15 protein-coding genes are annotated in these 14,647 nt (G+C 72.2%); 11 read left to right on the forward strand and 4 right to left on the reverse strand.

Annotated features, from left to right (window positions below):
• The first annotated feature begins 143 nt into the window (after positions 1-143).
• The 8 genes from V8J39_RS14535 to V8J39_RS14570 all read left to right on the forward strand — a co-directional run bounded on the left by V8J39_RS14535 (position 144) and on the right by V8J39_RS14570 (position 6,905).
• Positions 144-977, forward strand: a complete 834-nt coding sequence (locus V8J39_RS14535) for a bifunctional allantoicase/(S)-ureidoglycine aminohydrolase (protein WP_336461652.1) — start codon at positions 144-146, stop codon at positions 975-977.
• 103 nt (positions 978-1,080) lie between these two features.
• Entirely contained in the window at positions 1,081-1,578 is a 498-nt protein-coding gene (locus V8J39_RS14540) for an ureidoglycolate lyase (RefSeq protein ID WP_336461653.1), read from the forward strand.
• A gap of 362 nt (positions 1,579-1,940) precedes the next feature.
• Positions 1,941-2,117 carry a hemin uptake protein HemP gene (hemP, locus tag V8J39_RS14545; protein ID WP_336461654.1) on the forward strand — a complete coding sequence of 59 codons (177 nt, stop codon included), beginning with the start codon at positions 1,941-1,943 and terminating at the stop codon, positions 2,115-2,117.
• Between the two features lie 64 nt (positions 2,118-2,181).
• Positions 2,182-3,465 (forward strand): imelysin family protein, encoded by a 1,284-nt coding sequence (locus tag V8J39_RS14550; RefSeq protein WP_336461655.1) that lies wholly within the window; start codon positions 2,182-2,184, stop codon positions 3,463-3,465.
• 67 nt (positions 3,466-3,532) lie between these two features.
• Complete coding sequence (locus tag V8J39_RS14555; RefSeq protein WP_336461656.1) at positions 3,533-3,784, forward strand: (2Fe-2S)-binding protein; 252 nt, start codon at positions 3,533-3,535, stop codon at positions 3,782-3,784.
• A gap of 46 nt (positions 3,785-3,830) precedes the next feature.
• On the forward strand, positions 3,831-4,316 hold the full coding sequence (gene bfr / locus V8J39_RS14560; RefSeq protein WP_336461657.1) for a bacterioferritin: 486 nt from the start codon (positions 3,831-3,833) through the stop codon (positions 4,314-4,316).
• The gene (locus V8J39_RS14565) at positions 4,288-5,769 is read left to right on the forward strand and encodes a di-heme oxidoreductase family protein (protein ID WP_336461658.1); all 1,482 of its coding nucleotides are present in this window, start codon (positions 4,288-4,290) and stop codon (positions 5,767-5,769) included. Before bfr ends, V8J39_RS14565 begins: the two co-directional genes overlap by 29 nt.
• A 140-nt stretch (positions 5,770-5,909) precedes the next feature.
• Positions 5,910-6,905, forward strand: a complete 996-nt coding sequence (locus tag V8J39_RS14570) for a siderophore-interacting protein (RefSeq protein WP_336461659.1) — start codon at positions 5,910-5,912, stop codon at positions 6,903-6,905.
• 84 nt (positions 6,906-6,989) lie between these two features.
• On the opposite strand, the gene V8J39_RS14575 is transcribed toward V8J39_RS14570, so the two are convergent.
• Complete coding sequence (locus V8J39_RS14575) at positions 6,990-8,690, reverse strand: ABC transporter ATP-binding protein (protein ID WP_336461660.1); 1,701 nt, start codon at positions 8,688-8,690, stop codon at positions 6,990-6,992.
• Between the two features lie 222 nt (positions 8,691-8,912).
• Between V8J39_RS14575 and V8J39_RS14580 the strand changes: the two genes are divergently transcribed.
• From V8J39_RS14580 to V8J39_RS14590, 3 genes are read left to right on the forward strand one after another with little or no spacing between them, the layout of a single operon-like run.
• On the forward strand, positions 8,913-9,941 hold the full coding sequence (locus tag V8J39_RS14580; RefSeq protein WP_336461661.1) for an imelysin family protein: 1,029 nt from the start codon (positions 8,913-8,915) through the stop codon (positions 9,939-9,941).
• Positions 9,942-9,955: 14 nt separating this feature from the next.
• Entirely contained in the window at positions 9,956-11,038 is a 1,083-nt protein-coding gene (locus V8J39_RS14585) for a DUF1513 domain-containing protein (protein ID WP_336461662.1), read from the forward strand.
• Complete coding sequence (locus V8J39_RS14590; RefSeq protein ID WP_336461663.1) at positions 11,035-11,511, forward strand: GNAT family N-acetyltransferase; 477 nt, start codon at positions 11,035-11,037, stop codon at positions 11,509-11,511. Before V8J39_RS14585 ends, V8J39_RS14590 begins: the two co-directional genes overlap by 4 nt.
• Here the strand turns inward: V8J39_RS14590 and V8J39_RS14595 are convergent.
• The 3 genes from V8J39_RS14595 to V8J39_RS14605 all read right to left on the reverse strand — a co-directional run bounded on the left by V8J39_RS14595 (position 11,508) and on the right by V8J39_RS14605 (position 14,451).
• Positions 11,508-12,017, reverse strand: a complete 510-nt coding sequence (locus tag V8J39_RS14595) for a GNAT family N-acetyltransferase (RefSeq protein WP_336461664.1) — start codon at positions 12,015-12,017, stop codon at positions 11,508-11,510. The two genes, V8J39_RS14590 and V8J39_RS14595, sit on opposite strands and share 4 nt — an antisense overlap.
• A 62-nt stretch (positions 12,018-12,079) precedes the next feature.
• A complete protein-coding gene (locus V8J39_RS14600; RefSeq protein WP_336461665.1) occupies positions 12,080-13,315 on the reverse strand; it encodes a saccharopine dehydrogenase family protein in 1,236 nt (411 codons plus the stop codon).
• A 32-nt stretch (positions 13,316-13,347) separates the two neighbouring features.
• A complete protein-coding gene (locus tag V8J39_RS14605) occupies positions 13,348-14,451 on the reverse strand; it encodes a carboxynorspermidine decarboxylase (protein ID WP_336461666.1) in 1,104 nt (367 codons plus the stop codon).
• Positions 14,452-14,647: the final 196 nt, after the last annotated feature.

Genomic DNA, 14,647 nt, shown 5'->3' on the forward strand with positions numbered 1-14,647 from the left:
CCCCCCCCCGCGCTCCGGGCCCCTGCCCTGGCGGCGGTCCCGGCCCCAGCGACAGCGCCACGCGCCCCCTTCCCGGGCGCGCGCGCATTCCCTATCCCCGGGGCACGCCCCCGCCACGCGACCGGAGAGACAACGGAGAGACGATGACCGCCAGCTACTACACCCCCAAGGGCGGCCTGCCGCCGCAGACCCAGCTGATGACCGGCCGCGCCGTCTTCACCGACGCCTATGCCTTCATCCCGCGCGGCGTCTTCTCGGACATCGTGACCTCGTTCCTGCCCGGCTGGCACCAGACCCGTCTGTGGATGATCGCCCGCCCGATGACCGGCTTTTCGGAAACCTTCAGCCAGTACGTGATGGAGGTCGCCCCCGGCGGCGGCGCCGACCGCCCCGAGGTCGACGCGGCCGCGCAGTCGGTCCTGTTCGTGACCGGGGGCCGGCCGATCCTGACCGTCGGCACCGAGGCGCACGAGCTGTCGCCCGGCACCTATGTCTACCTGCCGCCGGGCACGCCCTGGGCGATGAAGAACCTCGGCGCCGAGCCCGCCCGCTTCCACTGGATCCGCAAGGTCTGGGAACCGGCGCCCGGCCTCGCGCCGCCCGAGATGCTGATCCTGAACGAGGCCGACATCGCCCCCGCGCCGATGCCCGACACGAACGGCGCCTGGGCCACGACCCGCTTCGTCGACCCCGCCGACCTGCGCCACGACATGCACGTGACCATCGTCACCTTCCAGCCCGGCGGCGTGATCCCCTTCGAGGAGACCCACGTGATGGAGCATGGCCTCTACGTGCTCGAGGGCCGCGCGGTCTACAAGCTGAACCAGGACTGGGTCGAGGTCGAGGCCGGCGATTTCATGTGGCTGCGCGCCTTCTGCCCGCAGGCCTGCTACGCCGCCGGCCCCGGCCCGTTCCGCTACCTGCTCTACAAGGACGTGAACCGCCACGCGAAGCTCGGCGGCACCTTCCACCGCTGACCCGCTCGACTTTGACCAAATATCCCGGGGGGCCCCCGCAGGGGGCGGGGGCAGCGCCCCCTCCCCGCCCGCCCCGCGCGCAGCCCCCGAAAGGACCCGGACCATGACCCGCATCCTCACCCCCCGCCCGCTCACCGCCGCCGCCTTCGCCCCGTTCGGCGAACTGCTCGATGCCGCGGGCCAGCCCGACCGCATCATCAACGCCGGCCTCTGCGGCCGCTTCCACGACCGCGCCCGGCTCGACTTCGGCGCCGAGACCGGCGGGCGCGCCGGGATCTCGATCTTCGACGCCGTGCCCCGCGCCCTGCCCTATGAATTCGCACTGGTCGAGCGCCACCCCGAGGGCAGCCAGGCCTTCCTGCCGATGACGATGTCGCCCTTCCTCGTGATCGTCGCCCCCGACGAGGGTGGCGCGCCGGGCCGGCCGGCCGCGTTCCTGACCGCGCCCGGGCAGGGCATCAACCTGCACCGCGGCACCTGGCACGGCGTGCTGACGCCGCTGCACGCGCCCGGGCTGTTCGCGGTGGTCGACCGCATCGGCGAGACCACCAACCTTGAGGAATTCACCTACGACAGCCCCTGGACGGTCATGGAGCCCTGAGCGGCCCCCGCCACCCGGCCCGTCGGACCTGCGCGACGCCCCTGCGCGGCGGGCGCCGCCGACCGTGCGCGCGAAAATATCCGAGCAGAAGAATCGGGTTTGACAAGACCAAGCAAATCACTCAGGTTATCTCCAGTCACAGCCAGCCGCTGACGGCAGCCAGGGACGACATCACCGTCACCCCGGAGGTTTGCGATGATTTTGGAGACACCGTGCGGGCCGCGCCGGCCCGCGCCCGAAGCAAGGTTCGGACGGCCCCTTCCCGGCCTCGCGCGCATGCGGGCGGCCATGATCCTGCTGATCGGGCTGATGCCCGGCGGGATCGGCATCGACGGGGCGCTGGACCGGATCGAGAGGATGCCATGAACGCGACCGTGCAGACCGATTTCACCCGCGCCGACATCGCCCGGTACGATGAGCTGCCGGTGCATGACGCGACCCGCCTGACCGAAGGCGGCGTCCAGGCCCGGATCCTTCTGAACGGCCAGTGCTACACGCTGCGGATCACCCGCGCGGGCAAGCTGATCCTCACCAAGTAACCCCAACCGAGCAACGGGCGGTCCCGCCGGGGCCGCCCCAGCCATGTCTGCAGGACCCCAGACCATGACGCGCCTGACCGCCCTTGCCCTTGCGGGCACCGCCCTCACCGCGCTGCCGGCCGCCGCGCAGGACACCGCACGCCCGGCGGTGGACGCCGCCGCGGTGATGACCACCTATGCCGACATCGCCGAGGCGGGCTTTGCCGACGCGCTGTCGACGGCCCAGGCGCTGCAGGCCGCGGTGGCCGCGCTGGTCGCGACCCCGTCCGAAGAGACGCTCACCGCCGCCCGTGCCGCCTGGAAGGCCGCCCGGGTGCCCTACCTGCAGACCGAGACCTTCCGCTTCGCCAACCCGATCGTCGACGACTGGGAGGGCCGGGTGAACGCCTGGCCGCTGGACGAGGGGCTGATCGACTATGTCGACGCCGACAGCTACGGCGGTGCCAGCGACGAGAACGAGTTCCGCGCGCTCGACGTGATCGCGAACCCGCAGTTCGACCTTGCCGGCGAGACGGTGGACGCGACCGAGATCACGCCCGAGCTGATCGCCGGCACCCTGCACGAGGCCGACGAGATCGAGGCCAACGTCGCCTCGGGCTATCATGCGATCGAATTCCTGCTCTGGGGTCAGGACCTGCACGGCACCGAGGCCGGCGCGGGCGAGCGTCCCTTCACCGATTACGCGCAGGGCGCCGACTGCACCGGCGGCAACTGCGACCGCCGCGCGGCCTACCTGACCGCCGCCACCGCGCTGCTGGTCACCGACCTGCAGGAGATGGCCGGCGACTGGGCCGAGGGCGGCGCCGCGCGCACCGAGGCGCTGGCCGACCCGGCGGGCGCGGTGCGCGCGCTCAAGGGCATGGGCAGCCTCTCCTACGGCGAACTCGCGGGCGAGCGCACCAAGCTCGGGCTGATGCTCAACGACCCCGAGGAGGAGCAGGACTGCTTCTCGGACAACACCCATCTCAGCCTCTACTACGACGCCAAGGGGATCCAGAACCTCTGGCTCGGCCACTACGAGCGGCCCGACGGCAGCGTGGTCGAAGGCGTCTCGCTGCAGGCGCTGGTCGCGGACAAGGACGCCGCGGTGGCCGAGCAGCTGACCGCCGAGATCGCCGCGACGATGGCGGCGGCCGACACGCTCTCGACCGCCGCCGCGCATGGCATGGCCTATGACATGATGCTCGCGCCCGGCAATGCCGAGGGCGAGGCGCTGATCATGGCGGTGGTCGACGGGCTGGTGACCCAGACCCGCGGGATCGAGCGCGCGGTGACCGCGCTTGGCGCCGAGGCGGTCGAGATCGAGGGCTCGGACAGCCTCGACAACCCCGCCGTCGTCCAGAAGTAGACACCTCCCGGCAAGACGGCGGCGCGGGTCCCGGCCCGCCCGCCCCCAGCAGGAACGAGCCCCCCCGATGATCGTCTGCCACTGCCAGTCCATCTCGGACCGCGACATCCACGCGGCCATCGACTGGATGCGCCAGTCCGACCGCGACGTGGTGATCACGGCCGGCCGGATCTACCGCGCGCTGGGAAAGCGCGCCGATTGCGGCGGCTGCATGCCGTTATTTGTTGCCACGATGCGCAAATCCCCCAATCTCGGTCACAGGGGCCCCGACGAGGTCCCGGCAGAGCTTCGCGACCTGCGCCGGCCGGCGCGGGCGTGACCGAACCGACGACAGACGACAGACGACACGGGAAAGGGACGCAGCCATGAAGGGCGACGCCAAGGTCATCGACTATCTCAACGCGGCGCTGCGGTCGGAACTGACCGCGGTCAGCCAGTACTGGCTGCACTACCGCCTGCAGGAGGACTGGGGGTTCGGCCGGCTCGCGGCCAAGAGCCGCGCCGAGTCGATCGAGGAGATGAACCACGCCGACAAGCTGATCCAGCGGATCATCTTCCTCGAGGGGCATCCGAACCTGCAGAAGCTGGACCCGCTGCGGATCGGCCAGACGCTGAAGGAGACGCTCGAGGCCGATCTCGCCGCCGAGCATGACGCGCGCACGCTCTACATCGAGGCGCGCGACCACTGCGAAAGCGTCAAGGACTATGTCTCGAAGGTGCTGTTCGAGGAGCTGATCGCGGACGAGGAGGGGCATATCGACTTCCTCGAGACCCAGCTCGAGCTGTTCGGCAAGATCGGCGAGGAACGCTACGGGCTGCTGAATGCCAAGCCCGCCGACGAGCAGGAGTAGCGCGCGCGCCACGGCCGCTGCCGCGGCGCTGTGCGTCGCGGCCCTGGCCGGCGCCGGCCCGATCGCCGAGGGAGACAAGACCGTCGCACCGCTGCCCGGCGCGGCGGTCAGCGCCGTTTCCGGCGCGGCCGCCGCCGCGACCGCCCCCGCCACCGCGGCGCCCGATCCCGGAGAGCTGCTGCCGGGCGGCCCCGCCACCCGGCCCGAGGCGCGCGACCTGCTGCAGCCCTCGCCGCTTCTCGGCGGCCCCTCGGTCTCGGCGCTGGATTTCGAGCTGGGCGCGGCGATGTTCGCCAAGCTGTGGGTCGCCGCACCCTCGACCACCCGCGCCTCGGACGGTCTCGGGCCGCTCTACAATGCGCGCTCGTGCCTGCAGTGCCATCCCGGCAATGGCGGCGGCCTGCCGGCCGACGCGGTGGCGCGCGGCCCCTCGGGGATGGTCATGCGGCTATCGGCGCCCGACGGCGGGCCAGATCCCGTGCTGGGCTGGCAGCTGCAGGACCGCGCCCTGCCCGGCCTGATGCCCGAGGGGCGCCTCGCGATCGACTGGCACGAGCATGTCGAGATCCTGGCCGACGGCACCGCGGTGACGCTGCGCCGGCCCGAGGCCCGGATCGAGCCCGCCGTGCCCGGCCAGCGCCGCACCAGCCTGCGGGTCGCGCCCGCGATGCTGGGGCTGGGGCTGATCGAGGCGATTCCCGAAGCCGAGATCATCGCCCGCGCCGATCCCGGCGATGCCGATGGCGACGGCCTCTCGGGCCGGGTGCAGCGTGCGGCCGATGCCGACGGCACCGTCCGGCTGGGCCGCTTCGGCTGGAAGGCGGCCGAGCCGACGCTGCTCGATCAGGTCGCCTCGGCCTTCGCGCTGGACATCGGGATCTCGTCGCCGCTGCATCCCGACGGGGCGGGCGACTGCACCGCGGCGCAGGCCGCCTGCCGCGCGCGGCCCGACGGCAACGACCCCGGGCTGCGCGACGGGACCGAGATCTCGGCCGCGGCGCTGGCGCTGACGGCGCGCCATGTCGCCGACCTTGCCGTGCCCGGCCGGCGCGACGCCGAAGCGGCGGAGGCGCTGCGCGGGCGGGCGCTGTTTCGCGAGATCGGCTGTGCCGGCTGCCACGTCCCGCGCCAGCAGACCGCCGGCGCGCCGCTGGGCCGGCAGGAGATCTGGCCCTACAGCGACCTGCTGCTGCACGACATGGGCGAGGGGCTGGCCGACGACCGCCCCGAGGGCGAGGCGACCGGCCGGGAATGGCGCACCGCGCCGCTCTGGGGGCTGGGGCTGGCCGCCGCGGCGGGACGGCCGCGCGTCTACCTGCACGACGGCCGCGCCCGCTCGCCGCTCGAGGCGGTGCTCTGGCATGGTGGCGAGGCGCAGGGCGCGCGCGACCGGGCGGCGGGGCTGACCGCGACGGATCGCGCCGCGCTGCTGCGGTTCCTCGACAGCCTCTGACCCGCGCCGAGGGGGCTCTGCCCCCGCCGCGTGCCGCGGCCCCCCGGGATATTTCGGCCAATGCGAAACCGGGGCGCGCCGTCATTCTTGACTGTTTGACTAAGTTATATAGACCGGGGACGATCAGGACGGAGGCGGCGATGCGCGCGATCATTTCCCACACCACGAGCGGCCGGCTGCGCGCGGGCGGCGGGGCGGCGGCGGCGGCGCTGCGGCTGCGGGCGGCCGAATGGGAGATCGCGCTGGTCGAGGCCCCGGGCAGGATCGAGCTGTCGGTCTGGGGCGGGTCGGTCGCGCTCTGCCCCGAGGCGGGCGGCGCCGAGATCGAGATCCGCGCGCCCGAGGAGCGGATCCTGCGGCTGTTGCAGGACAGCGTGACCGAGCTGCTGGCGGCGCATGATCTGGCGATCGAGTGGCGCGACGTGGCCGAGGGCGCGCTGGCGCCGGGGCTGTCGCTGATGCGCGTGGTCGCGGTCGGCGCGCCGACGCCGGGCTTCGTGCGGGTCCGGCTCGCGGGACCCGAGGCGGCGCGGTTCGGCACCGGCGCGCTGCATTTCCGGCTGCTGATCCCGCCGCGGGGCCGGACCGGGGGCCCGGGTGCGGACGGCGCGCCGGTCTGGCCGCGGATCGCGGCGAGCGGGCGCACGGTCTGGCCCGAGGGGCCCGATGCGCTGCACCGCCCGGTGTTCACCACCGTCGCGCAGGGCGACGACTGGCTGGAGTTCGACATCTTCCGCCACACCGGCAGCCCCGCCTGCGACTGGGCCGGGCGCCTGCCGCTGGGCGAGACGGTGGGGGTCATGGGCCCGGGCGGCGGCGGCATCGCCGAGGGGGCGCCGCTGCTGCTGTACGGCGACCAGACCGCACTGCCGGCGATCCGGCGGATGCTGGCCGCGCGTGGTGCCGAGGCGCGCGCGGTGCTGCGCTGCGCGCCGGCCGACCTGGGGGGGCTGGCGGGCGATCCGCGCGTGACCCTGACCCGCGACCTCGTCGCCGCCCTGCCCGCGCAGGCGCCCGCACCCGGGGCCTTCCTGTGGTTCGCCGCCTCCGAGCCCGAGGCCCGGGCCGCCCGCGCGCATCTCGCCGCGCTCGGCATTCCGCGCAAGGCGTTCATGGCGGCCGCCTACTGGAGCTGACGCGCAGCCCCCGCGCGACGGGCGGCCTATCGGTCAGCCCCTCGCAGGCTGCCCCGGTCGGGGCTCTCCAGCCGGGCTACCCAATCAGGCAGCCAGCCGGGCATAGGCCCCGCCCTGCGCGATCAGCGCGTCATGCCCGCCGATCTCGACGATGCGCCCGGCATCCATCACCACGATCCGGTCGGCCTTGCGGATCGTGCCGAGCCGGTGCGCGATGACCAGCGTCGTGCGCCCGACCGACAGCGCCTCGAGCGCGCCCTGGATCTCGCGCTCGGTCTGGCTGTCGAGCGCCGAGGTCGCCTCGTCGAGGATCAGGATCGGCGGGTTCTTCAGGAAGGCGCGCGCGATCGCCACCCGCTGCTTCTGCCCGCCCGACAGCATCACCCCGCGTTCGCCGACGATCGTGTCGAGCCCCTCGGGCAGCCGCTCGATCAGGTCGGCGATCTGCGCCTTGGCCGCGGCCGCGCGGATCTCGTCCTCGGTCGCGCCCAGCCGGCCATAGGCGATGTTCTCGCGCAGGGTGCCGCCGAACAGGAACACGTCCTGGCTGACAAGGCCGATCTGGCTGCGCAGGCTTTCGAGCGTCATCGCCGCAAGGTCCAGCCCGTCGATGCTGATCCGCCCCTCGGTCGGCTCGTAGAACCGCGGCACGAGCGCGAGAAGCGTCGACTTGCCCGCCCCCGAGGCGCCGACGAAGGCCACCGTCTCGCCCGGCGCGACGGCAAGGTCGATGCCCGACAGCACCGGGCGGTCGGCGTCATAGGCGAATCCCACCCCGCTGAAGCGCACCGCGCCGCGCAGGCCGGGCGCCGGCCGGGCCGCGGGGGCGTCGGCGATGCCCGGCTCGGTGCGCAACAGGTCGAGGTAGCGCTGGAAGCCCGCGATGCCCTTGGGATAGACCTCCATCACCGCGGCGATCTTTTCCAGCGGGCGGAAGAACACGCCCACCAGCAGCAGGAAGCCGACGAAGCCGCCCGCGGTCATGCCGCCCGACAGCACCAGCCCGGCGCCCGCCACCATCACCACCACCTGCACGAAGCGCATGCCCATGTAGTTCAGCGCCTGGCTTGCCGCCATCACCTTGTAGGCCTGCAGCTTGGCCTCGCGGTAGCGGCCGTTGTCGCGCGCGAACAGCTGCCGCTCGTGGCCCTCGTTGGCGAAGGCCTGCACCAGCCGGATGCCGCCCAGCGCCTCTTCCAGCCGCACGTTGAACGCCCCGAGGCTGCCGAAGATGCCGCGCCAGGTCTCGGTCATCCGCCGGCCGTAGCGGCCGATGACGAAGACGGTCGAGGGCACGATCAGCCCGGTCAGCACCGCCAGCCGCGGCTCGATCCACAGCATCAGCAGGAAGGCGCCCGCGAAGGTCATCACCGCGATGAACAGGTCCTCGGGGCCGTGGTGGGCGACCTCGCCGATCTCCTCGAGATCCCGGGTCACCCGCGCGACCAGCTTGCCGGTGCGGGTGCGGTCGTACCAGCGCCACGACAGCCGCGTCAGGTGGTCGAAGGCGCGGGCGCGCATCTCGGTCTCGATGTTGATGCCCAGCATGTGGCCCCAGTAGGTCACCACCGCCATCAGCCCGGCATTGACCACGTAGATCGCCAGCAGCCCCACCGCCGCCAGCACCGTCAGGTGCCAGTCGCCCCGCGGCAGCAGGTGGTCGATGAAGGCGGTGACCGCGACCGGGAAGGCAAGCTCGAGCAGGCCCGACAGGACCGCGCAGCCGAAATCCAGCCAGAACAGCCGCTTCCACGGACGGTAATAGTCGAAGAACTGGCGCAGCATCGGAAGACCTTCGGTTGGGGACCGGTCCCGCGGGCGGCGGTGCGCGCACCGGCGGGGCCGTCCCGACACCTTCCGCATCGCCGCCGCGACGGCAAGCCTATTTCCGACAGTATTGATAAGAAATTGCGGGCCGCCGGGCGCGCCGGCCCGGTGCGGGGTTGAGGCACGCGCCAAGCTGTGGCTTTGTCGGGGCCGCCCCGCCTCTGCCGCGCCCGAGGATCCATGACCCGCCGCACCGCCCTTGCCGCCCCGCTTCTCGCCGCGCTCGCGGCCGCGCTGCCCGCGCTGCCCGCCCGGGCCGACGCGCTTGTCGACGCGGTCGTCGACGGCGTGATCCAGCCGCGCTTCGACGCCTTCGCGGCGGCGGCGGCCGACCTCGCCCGCACGGCCGAGGACGTTTGCGATCCGCAGTCCGACCGCCTGCGTCTGGCGTGGAACGCCGCGGTCGATGCCTGGATCCCGGCGCAGACCTTCCGGATGGGGCCGCTCGAGGAGGAGGGCCGCGGCCTTGCCATCGCCTTCTGGCCCGACCCCAAGGGCGCGACCCCGGGCGCGCTGCGCCGGGTGCTGGCGGGCGATCCGTCCGTCTATGCCTCGGCCGAAACCTATGCCGATGTCTCGGTCGCCGCGCGCGGGCTCTATGCGATCGAGGCGCTGCTCTACGATCCCGACCTCGCCGCGACCGGCGCCGGCGCCGGCGCCACCTGCGCGGTGCTGCGCGCGCAGGCGGGCGACCTCGCCGCCACCGCGGCGGCGGTCGCCGCCGACTGGCGCGACCGCTTCGGCGCGGTGATGAAGACCGCCGGGGCCGAGGGCAACACCCGCTTCCTCTCGGCGCACGAGGCGCGCCAGGCCCTGTTCACCGCGCTGGTCACCCAGCTTGGCTTCGATGCCGAAACCCGGCTCGGCCGCCCGCTCGGCTCGATCGAGCGGCCGCGCCCGGCCCGCGCCGAAAGCCGCGAGGCCGGGCGCAGCCTGCGCAACGTCACGCTCTCGCTCGCCGCCAACGAACAGCTCGCCCGCGCCCTCGCCACCGAGCGGCCCGAACTGCTGTGGGACTATTTCGCCTATGCCGAGCGCGTGGCGGACCGGCTGGGGGACCCGGTCTTCGCCGGGGTCGAGGACCCGACCGGCCGGATGCGGGTCGAAGAGCTGAAGACCGCGATCGAACGCGTGCACGACGACGCCAATGACGAGCTTGCGCCGATGCTGGGGGTGACCTCGGGCTTCAACGCGCTCGACGGCGACTGACAGGGAGACGCCCGATGACCACCCGCCGCGGATTTCTCGCCACCCTCGCCGCCGCCGCCGGCAGCCTGCCCCGGCTGGCTTGGGCCGATGCCGGCAGCCCCGCCTTCCTCGCCGCCGCGCGCGATGCCGACGGCAGCTTCGCGCTCTATGGCGTCGGCGCGGACGGCACCGACCGCTTCCGCCTGCCGCTGCCCGCGCGCGGCCATGCCGGCGCCGTCCACCCGACCGAACCGCTGGCGGTGGCCTTCGCCCGCCGCCCCGGCACCTTCGCGGTGGTTCTGGACTGCGTCACCGGCGCGCGCCTCGCCACGCTCGACAGCCCCGAGGGCCGGCATTTCATGGGCCATGGCAGCTTCTCGCCCGACGGCAGGCTGCTCTACACCGCAGAGAACGACTTCGTCACCACCCGCGGCAAGATCGGGATCTGGTCGCGCGACGACGGCTGGACCCGGATCGCCGAGCTGGAAAGCCACGGCACCGGCCCGCATGACGTGCAGTTCCTGCCCGACGGCGTGACGCTGGTCGTGGCCAACGGCGGGATCGAGACCAACCCCGCCAAGGGCCGCGCCAAGCTGAATCTGCCGACGATGCGCCCCAGCCTCGTCTATCTCGATCTCGACGGGCGGCTGCTCGAGGAGGTGGTGCTGCCCGAGGCCGCGCACCGCGCCTCGATCCGCCACCTCGCGGTCGCGCCCGACGGGCAGGTCGGCTTCGCGATGCAGTGGGAGGAGATGCCCGAGACCGCGCCGCCGCTGCTGGGGCTGCACCGGCGCGGCGAGGCCCCGGTGATGGCCGAGGCCGGCGAGGCGCAGGCGCGGCTGATGAAGGGCTATGTCGGGTCGGTCGCGGTGTCGCGCGACGGTGGGCTGTTCGCGGTGTCCTGCCCGCGCGGCGGCCGGGCGGTGGTGTTCGACAAGGCCGGCGCGCTGGTGCAGGTGATCGAGCGCGCCGATGTCTGCGGCCTCGCGCCGATGGGCGCGGGCTTCGTGCTGACGGATGGCGTCGGCGGGCTGCTGCGGCTGGAGGGCGGGCGGCTGACCGCGCTGGGCGCGCGCGCCCGCGCCTGGGACAACCACGCCGTGAGCCTGCGCGCATGACGCTGGCGGTGCGCCCGCTGATCGCCGCCGATCGCGACGCCCTGCGGGCGGTGCTGAACGACATCATCGCCACGGGCGGCACCACGGCGCACGAGGATCCGTTCACCGCCGACGGCTTCGCCGCGCATCTGGCCGGGGCCCGGGTCGTGCATGTCGTGCTGGACGGCGGGGCGCCGGTCGGCCTGCAATACCTGGCCGAGGACCCGCGCCTGCCCGCGGGCTGGCTGGCGATCGCGACCTTCACCCGCCGCGCACCGCCCGTCCCCGGCGCGGGCCGGGCGCTGTTCGCCGCGACCTCGGCCTGGGCGCGCGGCGCGGGCGTCACCGCCATCGACGCGACGATCCGCGCCGACAACACCGGCGGGCTGGCCTATTACGGCCGGATGGGGTTCGAGACCTATCGCACCTGGCCCGCGGTGCCGCTCAGGGACGGCACGCCCGTCGACCGGATCGCGAAGGCCTGGCGGCCCTAGGGCGCCGGGCGGTCGTCGAGCGACAGCTGCAGGAACACGAGGTCGAGCCAGCGGCCGAACTTCTGCCCGACCTCGGGCATCCGCCCGGTCTCGGTGAAGCCCAGCGCCCGGTGCAGCGCGATCGAGCCCGCGTTGCCCGCCTCGATCGCGGCCACCATGACATGCTTGCCCATCGCGCGGGCGGCCTCGATCAGCGCCTGCATCAACCGCTTGCCGATGCCGCCGCCCCGGCAGTCGCCGCGGACGTAGACCGAATGCTCGACCGTGCCGCGATAGCCGTCGAAGGCGCGCCAGTCGCCGAAGCTGGCATAGCCCAGCACCTGATCGTGTTCGTCGACCGCGACCAGCACCGGAAACCCGGCCTGCCGCCGCGCCACCATCCAGGCGACGCGATTGGCCGCGTCGACCGTGGCCTCGTTCCAGATCGCCGTCGTGGTCTCGACCGCGTCATTGTAGATCGCCGCGATCGCGCCCGCGTCGCCGTCGACCGCATCCCTGATCCGCATGTGCTGGACTTTCCCTGCAGAAAGGCGGTGGTCCGGGGGCGCCGACGCCCCCGGCCTTTCACTTAGGCGACAAGGTCGTCCCTGTCGCCGATCTTGACCCGGGTCGAGAGCCCGGTGCGCGACAGCTCCTGCAGGAACGGCATCGGCGGCAGTTCCTCGACATTGGCCATCCGCGCCACGTCCCAGTCGCCCCTCGCGATCAGGATCGCCGCGGCCACCGGCGGCACGCCGGCGGTGTAGCTGATGCCCTGGCTGCCGACCTCGAGGAAGGCTTCCTTGTGGTCGGCGACGTTGTAGACGAAGACCTCGACCGCGCGGCCGTCCTTGGTGCCCTTCACCAGATCGCCGATGCAGGTCTTGCCGGTGTAGTCGGGCGCGAGGCTCGACGGGTCGGGCAGCACGGCCTTGACCACCTTCAGCGGCACGACCTCGAGCCCCTCGGCGGTCCTGACCGGCTGCTCCGACAGCAGCCCGAGGTTCTTCAGAACGGTGAAGACGTTGATGTAATGCTCACCAAAGCCCATCCAGAAGCGCACGTCGGCCTTGGGATAGTTCGCGGCCAGCGAATGCACCTCGTCATGGCCCGACTGGTAGGCGCGCTGGGTGCCCACCACCGGCAGGTCCCAGTCGCGGCCCGAGGCGAACATCTCGGTCTCCTTCCACTGCTGGTCCTCCCAGTAGTAGACGGTGCCGGTGAATTCGCGGAAGTTGATCTCGGGGTCGAAATTCGTCGCGAAATAGCGCCCGTGCGAGCCGGCGTTGATGTCGACGATGTCGATCGAGGTGACCTCGTCCATGTAGGTGTCGATCGCGTAGCGGGCATAGGCGTTGACGACGCCCGGGTCGAAGCCCGCGCCGAGGACGGCGGTGATGCCCTTCTCGGCGCAAAGGTCGCGCTTCTTCCACTCGTAGTTGCCATACCACGGCGGAGTCTCGCAGATCTTGGCCGGATCCTCGTGGATCGCGGTGTCGATATAGGCGGCCCCGGTCTCGATGCAGGCATCGAGCACGGTCATGTTGACGAAGGCGGAGCCGACGTTGATCACGATCTGCGCGCCGGTCGCGCGGATCAGCGCGGCCACGGCGGCGCTGTCCATCGCATCCACCGCATGGGCCTCGAACACGCCGGCGACCTTCATCGCCGACTTCTCGTGCACCGAGGCGATGACCGCGTCGCATTTCGACTTCGTGCGCGAGGCGATGTGAAGATCGCCGAGGATGTCGTTGTTCTGCGCGCATTTGTGCGCCACGACCTGCGCGACGCCGCCGGCGCCGATGATCAACACGTTCCGTTTCACTTCGCGGGACCCCCTTTCGGTTGGGATGCGCCTCAGGAGAGGCTGGATTTGTAGTCGTCGTAGCCGAAGGCGCGCACCGGGCGGATGGTGCCGTCCTCCTCGCGGATGGCGATCGCGGGCATGTTCACGCCGTTGAACCAGTTCTTCTTCACCATCGTGTAGCCGGCCGCGTCCTGCACCGAGATCCTGTCACCGACCTTCAGCGCCGCGGGGAAGTCGGCCTCGCCGAAGATGTCGCCCGCGAGGCACGACTTGCCGCAGACCATGTAGCGGTGCGGCCCCTCGTTCGGCGCGATCTTCGCCGGGATGCGGTAGATCAGCAGGTCGAGCATATGCGCCTCGATCGAGCTGTCCACGATCGCGAGCCGCTTGCCATTGTCGAGAATGTCGAGAACCGACACTTCCAGCGTGGTCGAGCGGGTGATCGAGGCCTCGCCGGGTTCGAGATAGACCTGCACGCCGAAGGTCTCGGAAAACGCCTTCAGCCGCGCGGCCAGCCGCTCGAGCGGATAGTGATCGCCGGTGAAATGGATGCCGCCGCCGAGCGAGACCCACTTGACCGCCGACAGCAGGTTGCCGAACCGGCCCTCGATCTCGGACAGCTGGCGGTCGAAGAGGTCGAAATCCTCGTTCTCGCAGTTGTAGTGGATCATGAAGCCCGAGATCTGGTCCAGCACCGCCGCGATCTTCTCGCTGTCCCATTCGCCCAGCCGCGAGAACGGCCGCGCCGGGTCCGCGAGGTCGAAGCCCGAGGTCGAGATCTGCGGGTTCAGCCGCAGCCCCCGCTCGATCCCGGCGGCGCGGGGGGCGAAGCGTTCGAGCTGGCCGATCGAGTTGAAGATGATCTTGTCGGCATGGCCCACCGCCTCGTCGATCTCGGCCTCGGACCAGGCGACGGAATAGGCGTGGGTCTCGCCGCCGAACTCCTCGCGCCCCAGCCGCAGCTCGTAAAGCGAGGACGAGGTGGTGCCGTCCATGAAGGGCTTCATGTACGGAAAGGCCGACCAGGTGGCGAAGCATTTCAGCGCCAGCAGCGCCTTGGCGCCCGACAGGTCGCGCAGGCGGGCGACCTTCTCCATGTTCGCCTTCAGCTTCGCGGCGTCGATCAGGTAGTGCGGGGTGGGCAGATCGGTCATCGCGGCTCCTCGGGCTCGGGCGGGGCGCGGGGCCGGTGCTGGCCCGCGGGCGGTGTCTTGGTGCCGGTGCCCGGCACGGGCCTGTCCTATGTATCTTGGGTGACAGATTCAAGAAGCGGCGCGGTCGGCGGCGGCGGCGCGCGTTGACGCCGCGCGCGGGCTGGGGCTAGGTCGCGGGGCGATTTTCACCGAAGTG

This window comes from Frigidibacter sp. MR17.24 (genome assembly GCF_037095655.1).
Classification (GTDB): Bacteria; Pseudomonadota; Alphaproteobacteria; order Rhodobacterales; family Rhodobacteraceae; genus Frigidibacter.

What these genes read in the sequence shown, in the direction of transcription:
- V8J39_RS14550 (WP_336461655.1), top strand. Translation starts at nt 2,182, where the DNA reads ATGACGCGCCTGACCGCCCTTGCCCTTGCGGGCACCGCCCTCACCGCG.
- V8J39_RS14580 (WP_336461661.1), top strand. Translation starts at nt 8,913, where the DNA reads ATGACCCGCCGCACCGCCCTTGCCGCCCCGCTTCTCGCCGCGCTCGCG.
- V8J39_RS14565 (WP_336461658.1), top strand. Translation starts at nt 4,288, where the DNA reads ATGCCAAGCCCGCCGACGAGCAGGAGTAGCGCGCGCGCCACGGCCGCT.
- V8J39_RS14575 (WP_336461660.1), bottom strand. Translation starts at nt 8,690, where the DNA reads ATGCTGCGCCAGTTCTTCGACTATTACCGTCCGTGGAAGCGGCTGTTC.
- V8J39_RS14570 (WP_336461659.1), top strand. Translation starts at nt 5,910, where the DNA reads ATGCGCGCGATCATTTCCCACACCACGAGCGGCCGGCTGCGCGCGGGC.
- V8J39_RS14605 (WP_336461666.1), bottom strand. Translation starts at nt 14,451, where the DNA reads ATGACCGATCTGCCCACCCCGCACTACCTGATCGACGCCGCGAAGCTG.
- bfr (WP_336461657.1), top strand. Translation starts at nt 3,831, where the DNA reads ATGAAGGGCGACGCCAAGGTCATCGACTATCTCAACGCGGCGCTGCGG.
- V8J39_RS14585 (WP_336461662.1), top strand. Translation starts at nt 9,956, where the DNA reads ATGACCACCCGCCGCGGATTTCTCGCCACCCTCGCCGCCGCCGCCGGC.
- V8J39_RS14535 (WP_336461652.1), top strand. Translation starts at nt 144, where the DNA reads ATGACCGCCAGCTACTACACCCCCAAGGGCGGCCTGCCGCCGCAGACC.
- V8J39_RS14590 (WP_336461663.1), top strand. Translation starts at nt 11,035, where the DNA reads ATGACGCTGGCGGTGCGCCCGCTGATCGCCGCCGATCGCGACGCCCTG.
- V8J39_RS14540 (WP_336461653.1), top strand. Translation starts at nt 1,081, where the DNA reads ATGACCCGCATCCTCACCCCCCGCCCGCTCACCGCCGCCGCCTTCGCC.
- V8J39_RS14555 (WP_336461656.1), top strand. Translation starts at nt 3,533, where the DNA reads ATGATCGTCTGCCACTGCCAGTCCATCTCGGACCGCGACATCCACGCG.
- V8J39_RS14595 (WP_336461664.1), bottom strand. Translation starts at nt 12,017, where the DNA reads ATGCGGATCAGGGATGCGGTCGACGGCGACGCGGGCGCGATCGCGGCG.
- hemP (WP_336461654.1), top strand. Translation starts at nt 1,941, where the DNA reads ATGAACGCGACCGTGCAGACCGATTTCACCCGCGCCGACATCGCCCGG.